This is a genomic window from Corynebacterium sp. HMSC05E07, assembly GCF_001807225.1.
Classification (GTDB): Bacteria; Actinomycetota; Actinomycetes; order Mycobacteriales; family Mycobacteriaceae; genus Corynebacterium; species Corynebacterium singulare.
Genome location: NZ_KV788246.1, coordinates 17,446 through 34,126, shown reverse-complemented (window position 1 = coordinate 34,126; position 16,681 = coordinate 17,446). Strand labels below are relative to the sequence as shown.

Here is a 16,681-nt window from a genome sequence, read left to right as displayed (position 1 = left end):
AGAGTAAGAAACCGCCGACACCAAACAACACAACACAACTCAATAAAAAGCCCAAGGCCCTAGACACCCACCACGGCGTCTAGGGCCTTGAGTCGTTTTCCTAACCCCACCAGCCCGCACCCCAGGCCACCACACTATTCCTCACAGCCCCTACGTACGGATGCAACAGCACCAAAAACCCAGACCAGAAAACCGACACACCCAGCGTGCTGCCAACCACACCACACACCGACATAGAAGCCGACCAGCATGAGTCGCCACCCAGGTCTGGACAAACACAAAGGACTCAGCACCACGTTTGCTCTGCTGTTGGGCCGTAATGTTCACATGCGAATCCTACAATGGAAGTAGCGAGAACTTTATGGCAACGTCGTTTCGCCATTCACGGTAAAGGAATAGAAACATGATTGAATTTCTTTTATTCCTCTGTCCCTCAGTGCTCTATATTTTTTTCCGGCGCAAGTCACTAGGGGTGTCCCGTGCCCGGGCTCATGTGGGGTGGCGATGGGGAAGCTGGCAAACGGCAGGGCTAAGCCTCGTTTTGTTCCCTGTGCTGCTAGGAATTGGTTACCTTGGTATCCGTCTGGTGTCGACAGCCAGTCTGACCCTCCCAGGTGTCGTTCTCGTCCAAGGGGTAAGTGTTGCCGTGATTCTTAGAGCCCTAGGAGAGGAGATTTTCTTCCGAGGATTCCTCGGCGGCTTGTTTCTTCGACGCTGGGGACTATGGGTTGGGAACACTCTTCAGGCCGCTATTTTTCTCGTGCCTCACCTCGTGCTGTTGAGTTTTGATGTGCATTTGTGGCCGATACTTCCCGTTCAGTTCCTCGGTGGCTGGATACTTGGAGCGGTGAGATTTCGTTCGGGTAGCATCGTTGAGTGCTCAGTTCTACATGCTGCCCTTAATGTAGGGATTGGACTGCTGGCGGGGTAGGGGAAGGATTGGGTTCGTGTGCTCGGGACGATTAATGGTCAACTCTTTGCACAAAGCTCTGTGCCGCAGGTCTATTTTTCGTCCGTCAGGCGTCGCACTGCCTCGCGGATGACCTCTGGACGCTTGCAGAAGGCAAAACGCACCTTGTTCGTCCAGGGTTCGGGATTGTCGGTAAAAGCGGCCAGCGGGATGGCGGCCACGCCCTTCGTGGCGGGAAGCTGCATACAGAAATCGATGCCGTTCATGCCGGTTGAGGAGATATCGGCAACCACGTAGTAGGTGCCGCCCGTGTCGTGGACATGGAAGCCTAGTTCTACCAACCCTGCGACGAGGATGCTGCGGCATGCCTCAAGCTCGGCGACCATGCCATTAAGCCATTCCTGCTCATAACGCAGGGCGTGGGCAACGGCGGGCTGGAATGGCGTGGTGGACACGAAGGTGGTGAACTGCTTGGCCGTGATGACGCCGTCGAGAAGCGCGGGCTCCGCAAGTGCCCAGCCGGTCTTCCATCCGGTGCAGTTGAAAGACTTGGCGGCGGAGGAGACCGTGACGGTGCGGGAAGCCATGCCAGGAAGGCCAGCAATGCTGATGTGGTGAGCGTCACCGAAGGTGAGGTTCTCGTAGACCTCGTCCGCGAGGACAAGGAGATCTTTTTCAACGCAGAGCTCAGCGAGTTGTTCGAGAGCAGCACGGGAGAACACCGAGCCCGTCGGATTATGGGGAGTGTTGATGATGACCATGGCGGTCTTGTCCGTGATAGCCGCGCGCACGGCGTCCACGTCGATGTCCCAGCTGTTGCCGGATTCTTTGAGGGGGATGGGGATGCGGGTGGCGTCGGCAAGCGCAATTGCGGCGATGTATGCGTCATAGTAGGGCTCGAGGACAATGACTTCTTGGCCCGGCTCCACGAGGCCCAGGACGGAGGCCGTGATGGCCTCGGTAGCACCCGCGGTGACGACGACGTGGTCGTGCGGCACGGAATACGTGTCCGCGATGGCATTCACCAGTTCCGGCACACCCCGCAACGGTGCGTACTGGTTGTTTCCGCCAGCGATGTTTTCCTGAGCGATGTCCAGCATGCGCTGTGGGCCATCAGTATCAGGGAAACCCTGACCCAAGTTCACCGCATCATTCTCCACGGCGAGCGCGGTCATCGTGGCGAAGATGGTTTCGCCGAATTCCTGAAGTCTGTGAACAGTCATTTAGAGCACCAACAAGTCATACTTCGTGGCCTTCACGTCAGACAGACGCTTGCGCGCGCGGTCGAGACGCTGCCACTGGTCTTCCGGGATGGACTTGCGCGCTACGGTAACTGTTTCCGCATCCGGGGTGCCCCACGCGATGGGCATAGGGGTGATCTGCTGCCAATGCTCCTTGTCGCTGGAGCTACGCTGGCCAGAAACAGCCGCAACCGGAACCTTGGTGCCCACCGTGCGCTTGATGCCCGGGATGTTGCTCACCGTGCGCAGGCACACGCCCCAGCGCGGCGTGGCCTTCGGGTCCACGTTGGTGTTCACCAGCGCTAGGAGCACCATGTCGCGCTCGTTGACCTCCGCCACGACTGCGGGGGCAAGAGGATAGGAGTCATACAGCTTCTGCGCCGAGCCTACCTGGCGGGAGGCCAGCACGCCAATGACGGCGCAGAAAATACCGAAGAGCACCATGCCCAGTCCCACGGTGATGCGCCAGGTGGCATCAATCCCGAAGTACAGCGCAATGCCGCCAATGATGAGCAGCAATCCCATAACGAGACCGGAGTTGCGCAGGCGTGAGGAATCGCGCAGGAGCTCGTTGTTCTGCTTGGCAAAGTCCTCGTGGACATTAAACTTGAAAATCTTCATTGGTTCACAAGTCTACTGCGTCCACCAGCCGGTAGGCATACCCTTGCTCCGCTAAAAAACGCTGGCGGTGCATGGCGTACTCGGCATCGAGGGATTCGCGGGCGACAAGCGTGTAGAACGTGGCCTCCTGCCCGTCCTTCTTCGGGCGCAGTAGACGGCCGAGGCGCTGTGCTTCCTCCTGCCGGGAGCCAAAGGTACCGGAGACCTGGATTGCCAAGGCTGCCTCGGGCAGGTCGATGGAAAAGTTAGCCACCTTGGACACCACGAGTGTGTTAAGTTCGCCATCGCGGAACTGTTGGAAGAGTTTTTCGCGCTTGGCGGTGGAGGTTGTGCCGTCGATGACGGGGGCGTGAAGGTGCGCGCCGAGCTCCTCGAGCTGGTCCACGTAAGCACCGATGATGAGTGCTTGCTGGTCTTCATGTTTCTTCAGCAGCTTGTCCACGGTGCGGAGCTTGGCGCTTGCCGACGCCGCAATTCTGTACCTATCCCGTGACTGCGCTGTGGCATAGAGCATGCGCTCTTCCTGCGTCATGTCCACGCGCACTTCGACGCAGTCCGCGGTGGCGATGTAACCTGCGGACTCCAGCTCCTTCCAGGGTGCGTCATAGCGCTTGGGCCCGATGAGCGAGAAAACATCGCCTTCGCGGCCATCTTCGCGCACGAGGGTGGCGGTAAGTCCCAGACGGCGGCGTGATTGGAGGTCGGAGGTCATGCGGAAGACTGGGGCGGGGAGCAGGTGGACTTCGTCGTAAATGATGAGGCCCCAGTCGTGGGAGTCAAAGAGCTCAAGCGCTCGGTATTCGCCCTTCGTCTTGCGAGTCACCACCTGGTAGGTGGCGATGGTAATCGGCTTGATCTCCTTCTTTTCGCCGGAGTATTCGCCGATCTCATTCGGGGTAAGGCTCGTGCGGCGCAGCAGCTCATCGCGCCACTGGCGGCCAGCTACTGTGTTGGTGACGAGGATGAGGGTGGTGGCCTGGGCCTTGGCCATGGCGGCCGCACCCACGATGGTCTTACCTGCGCCACAGGGCAGAACGACGATGCCGGAGCCGCCCGCCCAGAAGGACTCGGCGGCGTACTGTTGATAATCGCGCAACTGCCAGTCCACTTCATCGGTACTTAAACGCATGGGGTGTGATTCGCCGTCGACGTAGCCGGCGCGGTCATCTGCCGGCCAGTTGGCCTTGAGCAGCTCCTGTTTGAGACGCCCACGGGCGGACGGCGGCACGGCAATGGTGTTCTCGTCGATGCGCTGCCCCAGCAGCTCGCTCACCTTCTTGCGGCGCGTGAGCTCTTCGAGGATGGCGGGCTCATCCGATTCGAGGATGAGGCCGTGGGCTGGGTGCGCGAGGAGGCGGACGCGGCCGTAGCGGGACATGGTCTCGGCGACGTCGATAAGCAGCGCCTGCGGCACCGGAAAGCGGGAGTAGCTCTCCAGAACATCGACTACTTGCTCGGCATCGTGGCCGGCGGCGCGCGCATTCCACAAGGCCAACGAGGTAATCCGATAGGTGTGAATGTGCTCGGGCGCGCGCTCGAGCTCAGCAAACGGGGCGAGCGCGGCACGGGCCTGGGTGGCCTGCGGGTGGTCGACCTCAAGGAGGACGGTTTTGTCCGACTGGACGATGAGCGGTCCGGGCATGGTGGAACCGAGTCCTTTCTGGTGTGCTGTTAAACGTCGTTGGCGAACCGAACAGTGGAAATACGGTGCACGGGGAATCGCACGGGCTTGCCGCTCGCGCCCAGGGCATCGATGTAGCCGCCTTCGACGGACAGCGGCTTCACCGTGACGGTGCGGATGGTGCCGCTCTTGTCGGCATAGGAAATCACAATATCGGTGTGGACGCGCGCGGCAGCTCGGGCCAGCGCGAGCGGATCTGGCTCCTCCTCATTGTGTGTGCTGGGGGTTTGTCCTGATGTCCGCAGGTTCTGCACCGCCTGGTCCACCGAGGCGGGCGTGCGGGTAGTGGCCTTGGCACGGGGCGTGGGCAGAAGATACGGCTCCGGTGCCACTGCGATGGAGGCGCCGGACTCATCCTCCGGGGTAGGAGACAAGCCCTGAGCCCGGAGTTTCTCCAGCAGCTCGCCAACGCGCAGTGGGGAGACCGCGACCGTTGGAGCAAGCAGTCGCAGTTCGGAGACCGAAGCGGCAGCGAGTTCCATCAGCGCGGGGTCCTCACTGCGCAGATATGACAGTGCAGGTCCGCTGCGGAGAGTGCCGTGGCGCTTGGCGACGTCCCCGATGGCAAACTCCAGCGCCTGTGGCACGCCCATGGGTGAATGTTTCTCTAAGAATTCCGTCATCTCCGCAGCGGTGAGGCCATGGTCCATGCCGCGGCGAATGGTGGATTCGCTCATGCGGTACACACTGGCCAGGCCGGGGGATTCAAGATCAGCCAGAGACGTTAAGGTGCGGTGCGTAGCTGGCTCGAGCGGCCCCGGCACGAGGATGGTGAGATCCTGCTGGATGATGAACTCGGAGACCGTGTCAGGGACGAGATCAGCAGCGGCAGAGGAGTTGTTGAGCACCCGTGTGGCTTTGCCCATCGCCACCGCACCGATCCATTCGGCCTCGGCACGCAGCTTCTCGATGGTGAGTGTGCGGGTATGGCTAGCGAAAAGCGGCGATCTAAAGCGCAGCTCTTCCCAGAATTCTTCTTCAGTGAGCGCAACTGCGGAGTGGGCGTAGACGTCGAGGACGAACGCTCGGAAGTGGGATAGACGGCGCACGTGAGTGTCCTCAGACAGCGCGCGGGTGCCGTCCCAGCTGGCCCAGGGGGAGTCCCGCCAGGCGTCGAGAAGAATGCGCCACTTTTCCCCGAGCTCAGCCACGAGCCAGTCGTGTGATCCCGTGGTGGGGGCGAGGAAGTGTCCTTCGAGGCCATCCGGCTCGCCGCGGTGTAGGAGACGGGCATGGTGGCCGAGGTTGATGAGCTGTGCGGCTTCCTCTTTGTCCACATCGAGTTCCTTGGCAAGCTGGGAAAGGGAGCGCACGCCGACCGAGGAATCCTTGAGCAGTGACTCCGGATGAGCGCCCAACACCCCAATGAGCTGCTCCATGGAGCGCACAACCTCCAAGCCCGCGGCCGCACCGGCATCATCCGCCTTCGAATCCGGCTCTGGGATACCGGCGCGCCCGGACGGTGTTGTAGGGATGGGTGGGGTGGTATCCCCGGCAAGAATTCGTGCGAGGGAGCGTGGAAGGCGCACTGAGTGCGCGTTGATGCGCTCGAGAAACCCCTTGGCCAGAAGGCGTTTGGTGGGGTCCTCGGACTTACTGTCGGGCTCCGTGTTGGTGGTGTACCCCGCGCCTTCACTTTTAGCTAGCGTGCCGAGAATCCGGCGTTCATCGTCCGGTAGTTCCGCGATGTCCTCCTCGCTGAACTCACGGCGGTTGAGCAGTGACCACCCCGTGGGGAGTGCGCCCATTACGCCGGTCACGATGCGCACCTGAGGGGCATCCCCAAAAACGAGGCCGCGCTCCTTGAGCTGTTGTGTGACCTTTGGGTTGGTGTCATCCACCATGCCAATCTCACCGCCGCGCTGCGCAATGTCCTCCAGAACTGCGAGTTGTTCTGCGTTGCTATGCGCAAGGGCATCGACGACGTGCATCGGCAGAGTAAGACGCGAGGCTAACGCACCGAAGTCCTTCGGTGCCGGGGCCAAGGTTTCTCTGCGGTGGCTGAGCAGGGCGCGGAGGTCCTCCTCAGGCAAGTGGCTAAGCCATTCGCGGTAGCTGTCGGTGACGCGGGCGCGCTTCTTAGGGGAGGTCATGATGGGCCCCTAGTTTAGTTGCTGGGAAGGACTGGTAGGGAGCGGGGGAGGATTGGGGCACTTGTTGTTCAGTTGAGTTACTTTTTGGCGCGCGGTTTGGAATAATGAGGGGTATGTCGAATGAGAACAAAGGCCACATTTCCCCGGCTTGGCCGAAGAATAGCCCCCGTGAGCACGCCATCACCGAAATCTCCGCACCGTTTGCCGGCGCTTCCAGCCCTTTCGGTGATGATCTGATTTTGCCGATGCCGGCAGAGAAGCTGAACTACGTTCACCCGTACACCCGCATTAACCGCTAAGAGAATGTGCAGATAGCTGCGCATTCATCTACGGTGAGGCCGCGCCTTACGCGGCAAGTTTAAAGCCCCTCCGAGAATGTTCTCCTCGGTGGGGCTATGCCTCGTGTTCAGGATATTTCCCTAAAGGATGAGCTGAGGGGGTAAAAACAGAAAGACCGGCTGGATTGTCCAGCCGGTCTATTGTTAGTCGCGCTCAGTTTCTAGGACTGCTGAGCAGTGGTTCCCATTAGGACTCCTGAGCGGCGATGATGCTCAGGAACTGAGCCAGCGGGTCGATGACGTGGCGGTTCGCGGAGTAGAAAGCATCAAAGTCGTGGCGGTTGGCCTTGTACTGCTCGGTGAAGGAAGCCGGGATGGTCAGGCCGTACTGGGTGGCGGTGTCCTCGACGAGGGTGTAGAGGGCATCAACGGCCAGCTCGTCGGTTGGCTGCTCCTCGGCAGCTTCCTTCACGACCTCCGGTGCGTCGGCCGGAGCCTCCGGTGCGGTCTCTTCCTTAACTGGAGCCGGGGTTGCGGCCGGTGCCGGAGCAGCGCTGACGTTGCGCGGGGTCGGGGCGGAGTTCAGGCCCAGGCTTGCGGAGCAAGCCGGCCATGCGCCCCAGCCCTGCTGCGCCAGGGTGCGCTCAGCAACAGCGATCTGCTGCTCGCGGGTTGCCAGGTTAGCGGTCGGAGCGAATTCGCCGCCGCCGTATGCCTGCCAGGTCTGAGCGTTGAACTGCAGACCGCCGTGGTAGCCGTTGCCGGTGTTGATAGCCCAGTTACCGCCGGACTCGCACTGTGCGAGGCGGTCCCAGTCAGAATCCGGAGCAGCAGCGGCGTTCGGAGCCATGATGGCTGCAGCAGCACCCACGGCAACGGTGGAAGCGGCAAACTTGGTAGCGATGGACTTGTTCTTAGCGGAGTGGCGTCCCATTAAAGTATTCCTTCTCTAGGTTGTCTCTTGCGTTCTCGCGCCCAGATAGTGCCCAGTCCGGCAGATGTTTATGTATTCGATGTTCATATTCATGCACATCATTAGTGGCCGCTGTGTGAAAGCCCGGACTGTGTCTGGGGCGAGACTTCCACGACCGGCGGCCGAAGTGCCTGAGGGAAAGGGTAGCCGTTTATAACGAAACAGTCACGTTATTTGGCTCAAAACGGTAACGGAAGCGTTGGAATCGCGGTGTTTCCCCTGCTCGCTGCAGTAATGTTATCTATGTCACACTGGTAACGGGTGTGGTGGGTGTGGCGATACATAACGTGGGTTTCTTCGGTGGGGTGTCAAAGGTTAGAATGAATCTCTTTATTAGTTCCACCGGAAAGTTCCTGCGCGCGGTCTTAGGAGTCTGAGCTAAGCGTCGCCGCGCCTCCTTGTTCCGGAAGTGGAGCGCTCATGGGCCCACGGCCTGGTGGCGCCTACACTTGCATAGGAGAGACGGAAAGAAAGTGAGTGAAGAACCATGCCAATCGGCAAAGTGAAGTGGTATGACGCCGACAAAGGCTTCGGCTTTGTCAGCAACCCGGGCGATGAAGACGTCTACGTCGGCCGCAATGTGCTGCCCAAGGGCGTCGACGAGTTGTTCCAGGGTCAGCGCATTGAGTTCGACTTCGCGGCCGGCCGTCGCGGTCCGCAGGCCCTGCGCGTGAAGGTTCTGGATGCCCCACGCCGCCGCACCCCGGCTCGCAAGCCGGAGGAGCTGTCGAGCATGTTGTCTGATGTCATGACGTTGCTTGAGACCCAGGTCCAGCCGGTGCTTAGCCAGGGGCGCTACCCAGAACGCAAGACTGGCCGTCAGGTTGCTGAGATTCTGCGCGCCATTGCGAAGGACTTGGATAGCTAGGGCCTAAAGCTTTTAGGCCGATAGCTCGAAAGTGCCCTAGCTGACGAAAGTTAGGCTGATTTTTCAATGATCAGTCGTAAGTTTGGCAGCTAGGGCACTTTTCGATCGTGGAGGCGCGTGGGGCAACGCGCCGCAGCGCCGCTATTACTCTGCTGGCGCTTCGGCGTCGCCGGTAGCCTTGGACTCCTTGAGTTCATCTTCGCTCAGCGTGGACAGAGACCACACAGTGTGCATCGGGGTCTCCTCACCGTTGGCATCATGGCCAATCATGAGGGTGGAAATCTCCACCACCTTCAACAGTGGGCGCTCACCGGTGGACGCTTCAATCGGGGCGACGGAGCCGGGGATCTCCACCGAGGTGGTTTCGTTGGCGCCGTGGGCAGTGCTGTCATTGGCGGCCGGATCATCGTAGATGGACAGCACGGACCACTCGTGGTTTGAGACCGCCTCGGGGATGTCGAGCTTGAGCGTGTCATCGGGGCCCACCGTGAGGTTGGGGACGTCACCTTCCTCGCACTCAGTGCCCGGCTCGCAGATGCTGTATGGCGAAACCTCGATGGTTTCATCGCCCACCGTGGCCGTGATGGTGACATCCTTCGGCTCCGGGCCCGGACGGTCATTCCACCACTTCTGGAACAGCACCACTGCTACAACGATTACCGCTACGGCGATAATGAGCGCCAGAAATTGCAGTAGTGACTTTTTCCTTGCTTGCTTCACGGTTGCCATGGCTGTGAATCCTACTCGAAGCGAACCCGGTACAGGTCATCCCAGAGCTTGCCGGTGATCCAAAACTCGTCCGTGCCTGGAATATGGGCGATGCCGTTGAGGACGGCATTGGGGTCCTCATAGGGGCGGTGCTGGAGACGTGCCGTATCGATGACGGCGGTGACGTCGCCAGAGCTAGGGTCGATGCGCAGGATGTCGTCGCTCATCCACACATTGGCGTACACCTGACCGTCGACGCATTCCAGCTCATTGAGATTGTCCACCGGGGATCCGTTAAGAGTGACGTTAGTGCGCGGGCCAAGCTCGGCAAAGGTGTCAGGGTGCAGGTGGCGTAGCGTGGCGGAGCCATCGGACATGATGAGCTCGTGGCCTGCGTTGCACAGCCCCCAGCCTTCGCCGTCGTAGTCCACCCGGTTGATTTCGTCGAAGGTGGTGGCATCACGCAGGATAGCTGTGCCGGATTTCCATGTCAGCTGCCAGATGCCGGCATCGGTTTGTGTGATGCCCTCACCAAAATAGGAGTTGTTGAGTGCGATTTCCTGGAGTGGGTTAAGCGAACCTGGGCGAACTCGAAGCAGGCGTGATTCCCCATATTGACCTGTACCAATGAGCAGGTTGCCCGCGGTGTCCACTTCCAAGCCTTGGGTGAAGGTGTGGGGGAGGAGAGGCTTCGTCTCCAGGACTGTGGCACTGAGGCGCTCGGGGGACGCAGTGCTTGCCGACGTCCCCTCGGCCCCCACCTGCGCCGTCTCCACCGTCTCAGGCGCCGCTGGATCCACACCACCAGGTGCGGAAGAGCAGGACGACAGCGGCGCGAGCAGCGCTGCAGCAGACAACGTAGCAGTGAGAATGCGGGACGCGCGAGTGAGGCGAGGGAGGGTCATGTCTGTCATTGTGCACTATGGTGACGGCCGTGATGAATAATGAGAGGGTGACTCGCAAGAAAAAGATGCATTCCCCGCTTCTCGATTCCGCCGCGGTCGACCTGGCGCGCCGGGCAGTGGAGGAGGTGGGCGAGGGGGACGTCGGAAAGCACCGCGGCGTTGCCGGAGTAGGCCGCAACGTGGCCACCCACCGTTTTGACGCCCACGTCCCGGGTTATCCGGGCTGGGAGTGGCACGCCGTCGTTGCCTGCGCCGAAGGCTCGCGAACACCGACTGTCAATGAGGTTGCGCTCGTCCCTGGTGGGCACGCGCTCCAGGCCCCGGAATGGGTTCCCTATTCCGAGCGACTGCGCCCAGGTGACCTCGGCCCCGGCGATCTCATGCCGCCGGCACCTGATGATGAACGCCTACACGATGGTGAGCTCTCTGAGACCGGCCTTCAGGAGGCCAAGGATCGGTGGCGCAAGAAGTACGGGCCGACAACGGAGATGGCATCGCAGGCGCAGCTGCAGTGTAAAACCTGTGCCTTTTACCTCACACTTCTGCCCAATTACGGTGTCTGCGCCAATGAATACTCGGCCGACGGCAAGGTCGTTCACGCCGCCTATGGCTGTGGCGCACATTCCGGGACGACCATTCGTGAAGAAGGATCGGAGCCGGAGCGGCCCTTCGACGACGAGAAGCCGATTTTCTAATGGTGGCTTTTTACCTGCACGAAGCGGTAATGCACGTGCGGGTTTTGCATTTTGGGGGTCAGATGGAGCACTCTTAGCTGGTAAAACTTCATTTCTCTAGATAGTAAGGGGCGCTCTCTCACGATGAACGCAGCTATCGACCGCTATTTCAAAGTCACCGAACGCGGATCCACCATCGGAACAGAGGTCCGCGCAGGTGTGGTCTCGTTCTTTGCGATGGCCTACATCATTCTCCTCAACCCTCTCATCCTGGGCACCTCGGAAGACTCCGCTGGCACGACCCTGGGCATCCCGCAGGTTGCGGCCGCCACAGCGCTGGTTGCCGGTGTGATGACCATTGCTTTCGGCGTCATTGCACGTTACCCATTCGCCATGGCCGCTGGCTTAGGCATGAACACCTTCGTTGCCGTGACGATGGTCTCCCTCAATGGCCTGGAATGGCGTGAGGCCATGGGCCTTGTCGTCATCGAGGGTCTCATCATTGTTCTGCTCGCCATCTCCGGCTTCCGCCAGGCCGTCTTTGATGCCATCCCTGCCTCCATGAAGGCCGCGATGGGCGTGGGCATCGGCATGTTCATCGCGCTCATCGGCTTCGTCGATGGTCACTTCGTCACCCGCGTTCCGGATGCGGCGAATACGACCGTTCCGGTGGGGTTGGGCATCAACGGCTCTATTTCCACGTGGCCTGCCTTCGTCTTCATCGTGGGCCTCATCCTGTCCAGCTTTTTCGTCATCCGTCAGGTACGCGGCGGGCTGTTCATCGGCATTGTTATCACCACGATTATTGCCATGATCATCCAAGCGCTGACCGGCTCAGAGGAGTGGGGCATGGCAACCCCAGAGGTTCCCGACTCCCTGGGTGGCATCCCTGACCTGTCCATCGTGGGCCAGGTGGACCCGATTAGCGCTTTCACCAAACTCGGCGTTGTCTCCACCGTGCTGCTCATCTTCACGCTGCTGCTCACCAACTTCTTCGACGCCATGGGCACGATGAACGGCCTGGGCAAGCAGGCCGACCTTGTGGATGAGAAGGGCAACTTGCCGGACATGAAGACCGCTCTAGTCGTTGAAGGCGTTGGTGCCGTGGCCGGTGGTGCCGGTTCGGTCTCCTCCAACACCGTCTTCGCGGATTCCGCCGCCGGTATCGGTGACGGCGCCCGTACTGGTCTGGCCAACGTGGTCACCGGTGTCATCTTCCTGCTGGCCATGTTCCTCACCCCGCTCTATGAAATCGTGCCGATTGAAGCCGCCGCACCGGTCCTCGTCATCGTCGGCGTCATGATGGCCGCACAGCTCAAGGACATTGAGTGGACCCGTATGGAGCAGGCCATCCCGGCCTTCCTCACCATTGTGGTCATGCCGTTTACCTATTCCATTGCTAATGGTATTGGCGTGGGCTTCATCGCCTACGCTCTCATGGCGACCTTCGCCGGTAAGGCCAAGAAGGTGCATTGGATCATGTGGCTTGTTGCAGCCCTCTTCGTGGTCTACTTCGCCATGGGGCCGATTACCGCAGCGCTAACCTAGGGAGGTTCGGCCCAGGACTGGGCCACCGCTAGACTGGGGCGCATGCGTTTGATCATCGATGACCCGGAAGACCCTCGCCTGGACGATATCCGCGATTTGAAGCACGCGGATAAGTCCGGCGAGGGTTTCGTCTTTGGTGAAGGCCCCCTCTGTGTGGAGCGCCTGCTGGCTTCGCGTTTTCCGGTGCGCTGCATTATCGGATTCGAGGCCAAGCTGGACACCTTCCTTGCCACGCACGACGTGGGGGACATCCCCGTCTACCAGGTCTCCCGCCAGACCCTGGGGGAAGTCACCGGCTTTGATATGCACCGCGGCCTCGTCGCGGCAGCGGACCGCGCGGAGGCATGGAGTGTGGACGAGGTCATCGCCGGGGCACGCACCCTCGCCATTATGGAGGGTGTCGGGGATCATGAAAACATTGGTTCCCTCTTCCGCAATGCCGCCGGCATGGAAGTGGATGGCATTCTGCTCGGCTCGGGTGCGGCCGACCCGCTCTATCGACGCTCGGTGCGCGTCTCGATGGGTCATGTGTTGCGCCTGCCGTGGGCGCGCTTCGATGGCGGATTCACTACGTGGCAGCGTGGATTGGAGACACTGCGTGAGCAGGGCTTCAGGCTCGTCTCGCTGACCCCGCATCCCGAGGCTGTGCACATTGCGGACGCCCTCGACGGTGCAGACAAGGTTGCGCTGCTTGTGGGCTCGGAGGGGCCAGGGCTGACTGAGCATGCGATGAAAGCTACCGACGTGCGTGCCCGCATCCCCATGGCGGAGGGAACCGATTCGCTCAACGTGGCGACGTCGGCGGCCATTGCGTTTTATGAGCGCCAGCGCTGCCAGAGATTCCGCGAGGTCGACACCGCATAGCGGCGCACTAACCCGCCCAGGTGCTTGGCAGTGCGCACAATCTCTTCACCCGTGGAATCCGGCTCAAGATCGTGCTCTTCGTAGTCGTCATAGTCATGAAGACCGAGCTTTGCCACTGACGTGGTGGCTACCTCAGCCACACTGCGGCGGGGCGGGGGTGTGTCAACCTTGGGCTCGGGGCGGCCATCGGTGGCATAGCCCACGACGTCCACATCCGGACCATCAGCGCCGACCTCGATGCCCAACCAGTAGGCTTGGGCAGCTTCGGTTATGCTCTGCGGCTCGAAGGGGAGTGCAATGCCGCCGGCTGGCTCGTCTTTCTCGCCGGCCCAGTAGGGAGCCTCGAACGTCTCGGGAAGTCCGTGATCCTCATAGAGATTGACACGGGTTCCGCACAAGGAACGGCGGAGGCGCGGGCCCGTCCAGTGTGCGAATCCTGCGTAACCCGTCTCCGGATTGGAGGTGAACGCATAGATCTCATGCGCCGGAACGGCTTCCCGCAGAGTACGCGAGAGCTGCGAGAGAATGAGCTGATCATCACTGATGATTGTCTGAACCACGGTGACGCCTGGGTAGCCGCCGATATAGAACTCGCTCGTACCAGGCTCAGCGGAGCGGTTAAGCGGGAACTGACCAATCGGCGTCACGGGGAGTGCAGGATTGAGTTGAGCCAGGAATTTCCGGCCGAAGCCGCGATCGGCCTTGGGCTCACCGCGGAGGACCTCGGCGGGGTCAGCAGCAGTGACGTACCAGAGAGTGAGAACGGCGCTTTGAGTTTCCACGGCAGGTTACTCGCGGGGACGCTTCGTGGTGGAACGAACGCCGAGCAGCACATCCTCCCAGTGCGGGGTGACGGCCTTGCGGCGGCGTTTGGTGGGCTTGGGCTCCGGATCGGGGTTCTGGAGGAAGTCCTCGTCCACGCCGGTGTCCTTGCTCTTCTCCGCGTCGGTAACTGGGTCCGCGGAGCCCTGGCTGTCTTCACGGTGAGCAGTATCGGTGGAGGCCGCTGCGCCCGGCTCCTCGCCGCCGCGCGGCGAAGGCAGGACGGAGGGCTCCGCGTAATGCTCGGCGGAGTCAGCGTCCGAAGCGCTGCCCGAGTACACGGACAGATCCGTCACCCCCGGGTCACCGGCGCGCGCAGACTCAATGTCCTCGTGCTCGTCGAACTGCCCGCGGCCGTCAATGGCCTCGTCATAGCGCTCGCCACGCCCCACTGAAGTCAGGGAGCGTACCGGTTGCACAAAGTCCGGGTCCGTCAGGTCAGCGGCTACAGAGTTGCGAGCCTCCACGGTGGCGGGGGAGGTCATGGTCTGCTTGAACGTCCACTCCGCCTCGTTGGCAGACAGGCCTGCTTTCCACGTGATACGTAGAATCCACGGCTCGCCTTGGTGGCGGTAGGCATCCCACGTCGACTCCGACAGTGAGTGCCCGCGCGCCGCGAAAGCCGTAGCGAGGATTTCCCACAGCGTTAGCTTGGCCGGCCCATCGTCGCGGATGGGGTGTGCCTGCTTGGCGACGTCCGCAATCCTCGCCCTTTCCAGCAACACCGGGTGTGCAAAAGGTTCGATACGAGATTCCGGCACACCGAGTTCTTCCGCCATTTCTGCGGTGGACGCGCCGGCGCGGATACGTGCCTGGATCTCGTTCGGGCGCAGGCTCATCGCCTGCGTGGAGGATGACTGCGAATCGTGGGCGCTCTGAGAGGAGGGCACTACGGTGTGAAGACCCCGGGGAGGCTCGTGTGCGGTAGCTGGCGATGGGGTGGTGCTTGTGGTTGCCGTGGTGTGGTCCGAACCCTGGTCTGCCGACGAGTTGGCTGAGGCTGCGGAGTCTTTAGATTCCGAGGTCTCGCTGGAGCTAGCAGGAGCGAGCAACTCACGAAGCTCGTCGGTGACCTCGAGGAAAAACTCCTCACCATCCTCTGCCCGGAGAACGAGCGAGGAGTCAGTTGAGTCGCTGGGTGCGAGGAAAATCTCGCGCATGGTGGCGCTCCTTAGCCTGGTAGCGGACATGTGATGAAGTCCACTTTACCCAGAACATGCCCCGAACTCTGGCAAGAGCGCGGGGCATGTTGAGGAGGTAGGTGAATTTGTGCTGGGACTAACGGTTGCTGGGACTAACGGTTGTCCAGAACGTAGTCGATGGCCTGGGTGAGCTTCGTGACGTCCTCGGAATCGATAGCCGGGAAGAGGCCCACACGCAGCTGGTTACGGCCCAACTTGCGATAAGGCTCGACATCGAGAATGCCGTTGGCGCGCAAAGTCTTGGCTACCGCTGCAGCGTCAACCGAATCGTCGAAGTCAATCGTTCCGACGACCAGAGATCGAGCGGAAGCATCCTGCACGAATGGGGTGGCCTCCGGGCGCGATTCAGCCCAGCTGTACAGGATGCTGGAATTCGCCGTGGTGCGCTTGACCATGCCGTCGAGGCCGCCATTAGCGTTCATCCACGTCACCTGGTCATCGAGCATGAGCAGCGTGGCTACCGCAGGGGTGTTGTACGTCTGGTTCTTGCGAGAGTTGTCCACGGCAGTCTGCAGATTAAGGAAGGCTGGGATGAAGCGATCGGAAGAGTTGATCTTCTCAATGCGCTCGACGGCAGCCGGGGACATAGCGGCCAACCACAGGCCACCGTCGGAGGCAAAGCACTTCTGCGGGGAGAAGTAGTAAACGTCCGTCTCAGACATATCGACCGGAAGGCCGCCCGCGCCAGAGGTGGCATCGATGACGACGAGCTGGTCAGTAGCGTCGGGGTTCGGGCGGGTGACCGGAACCATGGCGCCGGTGGACGTCTCGTTGTGAGCCCACGCGATGACATCCGCGCCGGTGGCCTCGGCCGCCTTCGGGTCCGGTGCGGTGCCCACTTCTGCCTCGGTGACGAGTGGCGCATCGAGCCACGGAGCTTTGCCAGCAGCCTTTGCAAACTTGGAGGAGAACTCGCCGAAACTCAGGTGTGCAGACTGCTTCTCAATGAGTCCGAAGGTGGCTGCATCCCAGAATGCGGTAGCGCCGCCGAGGGACAAGACAATCTCATAACCTGCAGGAAGGGAGAAAAGGTCGCTCAAACCCTCACGGATGGAGCCAACCAGATTCTTTACGGCCGGCTGGCGGTGGGAGGTACCAATGATGGTGCCTGCGCCGGCCCTGATTGCCTCAATTTGGGCGGGGCGAACCTTGGACGGGCCGCAGCCGAACCGGCCGTCGGCAGGAAGGAGATCTGCTGGCAGGGAGAGTTCTGAGTTGCTCATGGGGGCAGTGTAGCCTAATTTCGTTCGGGCACTAGGTACTTTGCCAGGATTGCCAATGTTGGCAGAGTCA

General features: G+C 61.1%; 16 protein-coding genes. 6 read left to right on the top strand and 10 right to left on the bottom strand.

The genetic code is table 11. From position 1 onward, the window contains the following. Positions 1–403 precede the first annotated feature (403 nt). Positions 404–931, top strand: coding sequence for a CPBP family intramembrane glutamic endopeptidase (locus HMPREF3149_RS09175; protein WP_070537602.1), 528 nt, complete (start codon positions 404–406; stop codon positions 929–931). A gap of 71 nt (positions 932–1,002) precedes the next feature. On the opposite strand, the gene HMPREF3149_RS09170 is transcribed toward HMPREF3149_RS09175, so the two are convergent. From HMPREF3149_RS09170 to HMPREF3149_RS09155, 4 genes are read right to left on the bottom strand one after another with little or no spacing between them, the layout of a single operon-like run. Continuing rightward, positions 1,003–2,133 (bottom strand): pyridoxal phosphate-dependent aminotransferase, encoded by a 1,131-nt coding sequence (locus HMPREF3149_RS09170; RefSeq protein WP_070537600.1) that lies wholly within the window; start codon positions 2,131–2,133, stop codon positions 1,003–1,005. Further along, entirely contained in the window at positions 2,134–2,772 is a 639-nt protein-coding gene (locus tag HMPREF3149_RS09165) for a DUF3239 domain-containing protein (protein WP_070537597.1), read from the bottom strand. It abuts the gene before it with no gap. 4 nt (positions 2,773–2,776) lie between these two features. After that, positions 2,777–4,414: a DNA repair helicase XPB gene (locus HMPREF3149_RS09160; protein WP_070537595.1), complete on the bottom strand. Its 1,638-nt coding sequence runs from the start codon at positions 4,412–4,414 to the stop codon at positions 2,777–2,779. Positions 4,415–4,443: 29 nt separating this feature from the next. Next, positions 4,444–6,546, bottom strand: coding sequence for a helicase-associated domain-containing protein (locus HMPREF3149_RS09155; RefSeq protein ID WP_070537593.1), 2,103 nt, complete (start codon positions 6,544–6,546; stop codon positions 4,444–4,446). 113 nt (positions 6,547–6,659) lie between these two features. On the opposite strand from HMPREF3149_RS09155, the gene HMPREF3149_RS09150 reads away from it, so the two are divergent. Beyond that, positions 6,660–6,845: a hypothetical protein gene (locus HMPREF3149_RS09150; RefSeq protein WP_042529958.1), complete on the top strand. Its 186-nt coding sequence runs from the start codon at positions 6,660–6,662 to the stop codon at positions 6,843–6,845. Positions 6,846–7,071: 226 nt separating this feature from the next. On the opposite strand, the gene HMPREF3149_RS09145 is transcribed toward HMPREF3149_RS09150, so the two are convergent. Next, positions 7,072–7,758 carry a resuscitation-promoting factor Rpf1 domain-containing protein gene (locus tag HMPREF3149_RS09145; protein WP_042529960.1) on the bottom strand — a complete coding sequence of 229 codons (687 nt, stop codon included), beginning with the start codon at positions 7,756–7,758 and terminating at the stop codon, positions 7,072–7,074. Positions 7,759–8,284: 526 nt separating this feature from the next. On the opposite strand from HMPREF3149_RS09145, the gene HMPREF3149_RS09140 reads away from it, so the two are divergent. Continuing rightward, positions 8,285–8,665: a cold-shock protein gene (locus tag HMPREF3149_RS09140; RefSeq protein ID WP_039674441.1), complete on the top strand. Its 381-nt coding sequence runs from the start codon at positions 8,285–8,287 to the stop codon at positions 8,663–8,665. A gap of 144 nt (positions 8,666–8,809) precedes the next feature. On the opposite strand, the gene HMPREF3149_RS09135 is transcribed toward HMPREF3149_RS09140, so the two are convergent. Further along, on the bottom strand, positions 8,810–9,394 hold the full coding sequence (locus tag HMPREF3149_RS09135) for a DUF2771 domain-containing protein (protein WP_070537591.1): 585 nt from the start codon (positions 9,392–9,394) through the stop codon (positions 8,810–8,812). Positions 9,395–9,405: 11 nt separating this feature from the next. Continuing rightward, positions 9,406–10,278: a glutaminyl-peptide cyclotransferase gene (locus HMPREF3149_RS09130; protein ID WP_070537589.1), complete on the bottom strand. Its 873-nt coding sequence runs from the start codon at positions 10,276–10,278 to the stop codon at positions 9,406–9,408. Positions 10,279–10,343: 65 nt separating this feature from the next. Between HMPREF3149_RS09130 and HMPREF3149_RS09125 the strand changes: the two genes are divergently transcribed. The 3 genes from HMPREF3149_RS09125 (at position 10,344) to HMPREF3149_RS09115 (ending at position 13,364) form a co-directional block, all read left to right on the top strand. Beyond that, positions 10,344–10,973: a DUF3027 domain-containing protein gene (locus HMPREF3149_RS09125; protein WP_236684066.1), complete on the top strand. Its 630-nt coding sequence runs from the start codon at positions 10,344–10,346 to the stop codon at positions 10,971–10,973. 123 nt (positions 10,974–11,096) lie between these two features. Next, entirely contained in the window at positions 11,097–12,500 is a 1,404-nt protein-coding gene (locus HMPREF3149_RS09120; protein ID WP_070537587.1) for an NCS2 family permease, read from the top strand. A gap of 42 nt (positions 12,501–12,542) precedes the next feature. Continuing rightward, positions 12,543–13,364, top strand: a complete 822-nt coding sequence (locus HMPREF3149_RS09115) for a TrmH family RNA methyltransferase (protein ID WP_070537584.1) — start codon at positions 12,543–12,545, stop codon at positions 13,362–13,364. On the opposite strand, the gene HMPREF3149_RS09110 is transcribed toward HMPREF3149_RS09115, so the two are convergent. The 3 genes from HMPREF3149_RS09110 to serC all read right to left on the bottom strand — a co-directional run bounded on the left by HMPREF3149_RS09110 (position 13,316) and on the right by serC (position 16,611). Next, positions 13,316–14,146, bottom strand: coding sequence for a DUF6928 family protein (locus HMPREF3149_RS09110; RefSeq protein ID WP_070537581.1), 831 nt, complete (start codon positions 14,144–14,146; stop codon positions 13,316–13,318). The two genes, HMPREF3149_RS09115 and HMPREF3149_RS09110, sit on opposite strands and share 49 nt — an antisense overlap. A gap of 6 nt (positions 14,147–14,152) precedes the next feature. Beyond that, a complete protein-coding gene (gene sepH / locus HMPREF3149_RS09105; protein WP_070537579.1) occupies positions 14,153–15,346 on the bottom strand; it encodes a septation protein SepH in 1,194 nt (397 codons plus the stop codon). Positions 15,347–15,480: 134 nt separating this feature from the next. Then, the gene (gene serC, locus HMPREF3149_RS09100) at positions 15,481–16,611 is read right to left on the bottom strand and encodes a phosphoserine transaminase (RefSeq protein ID WP_042529974.1); all 1,131 of its coding nucleotides are present in this window, start codon (positions 16,609–16,611) and stop codon (positions 15,481–15,483) included. Positions 16,612–16,681 lie beyond the last annotated feature (70 nt).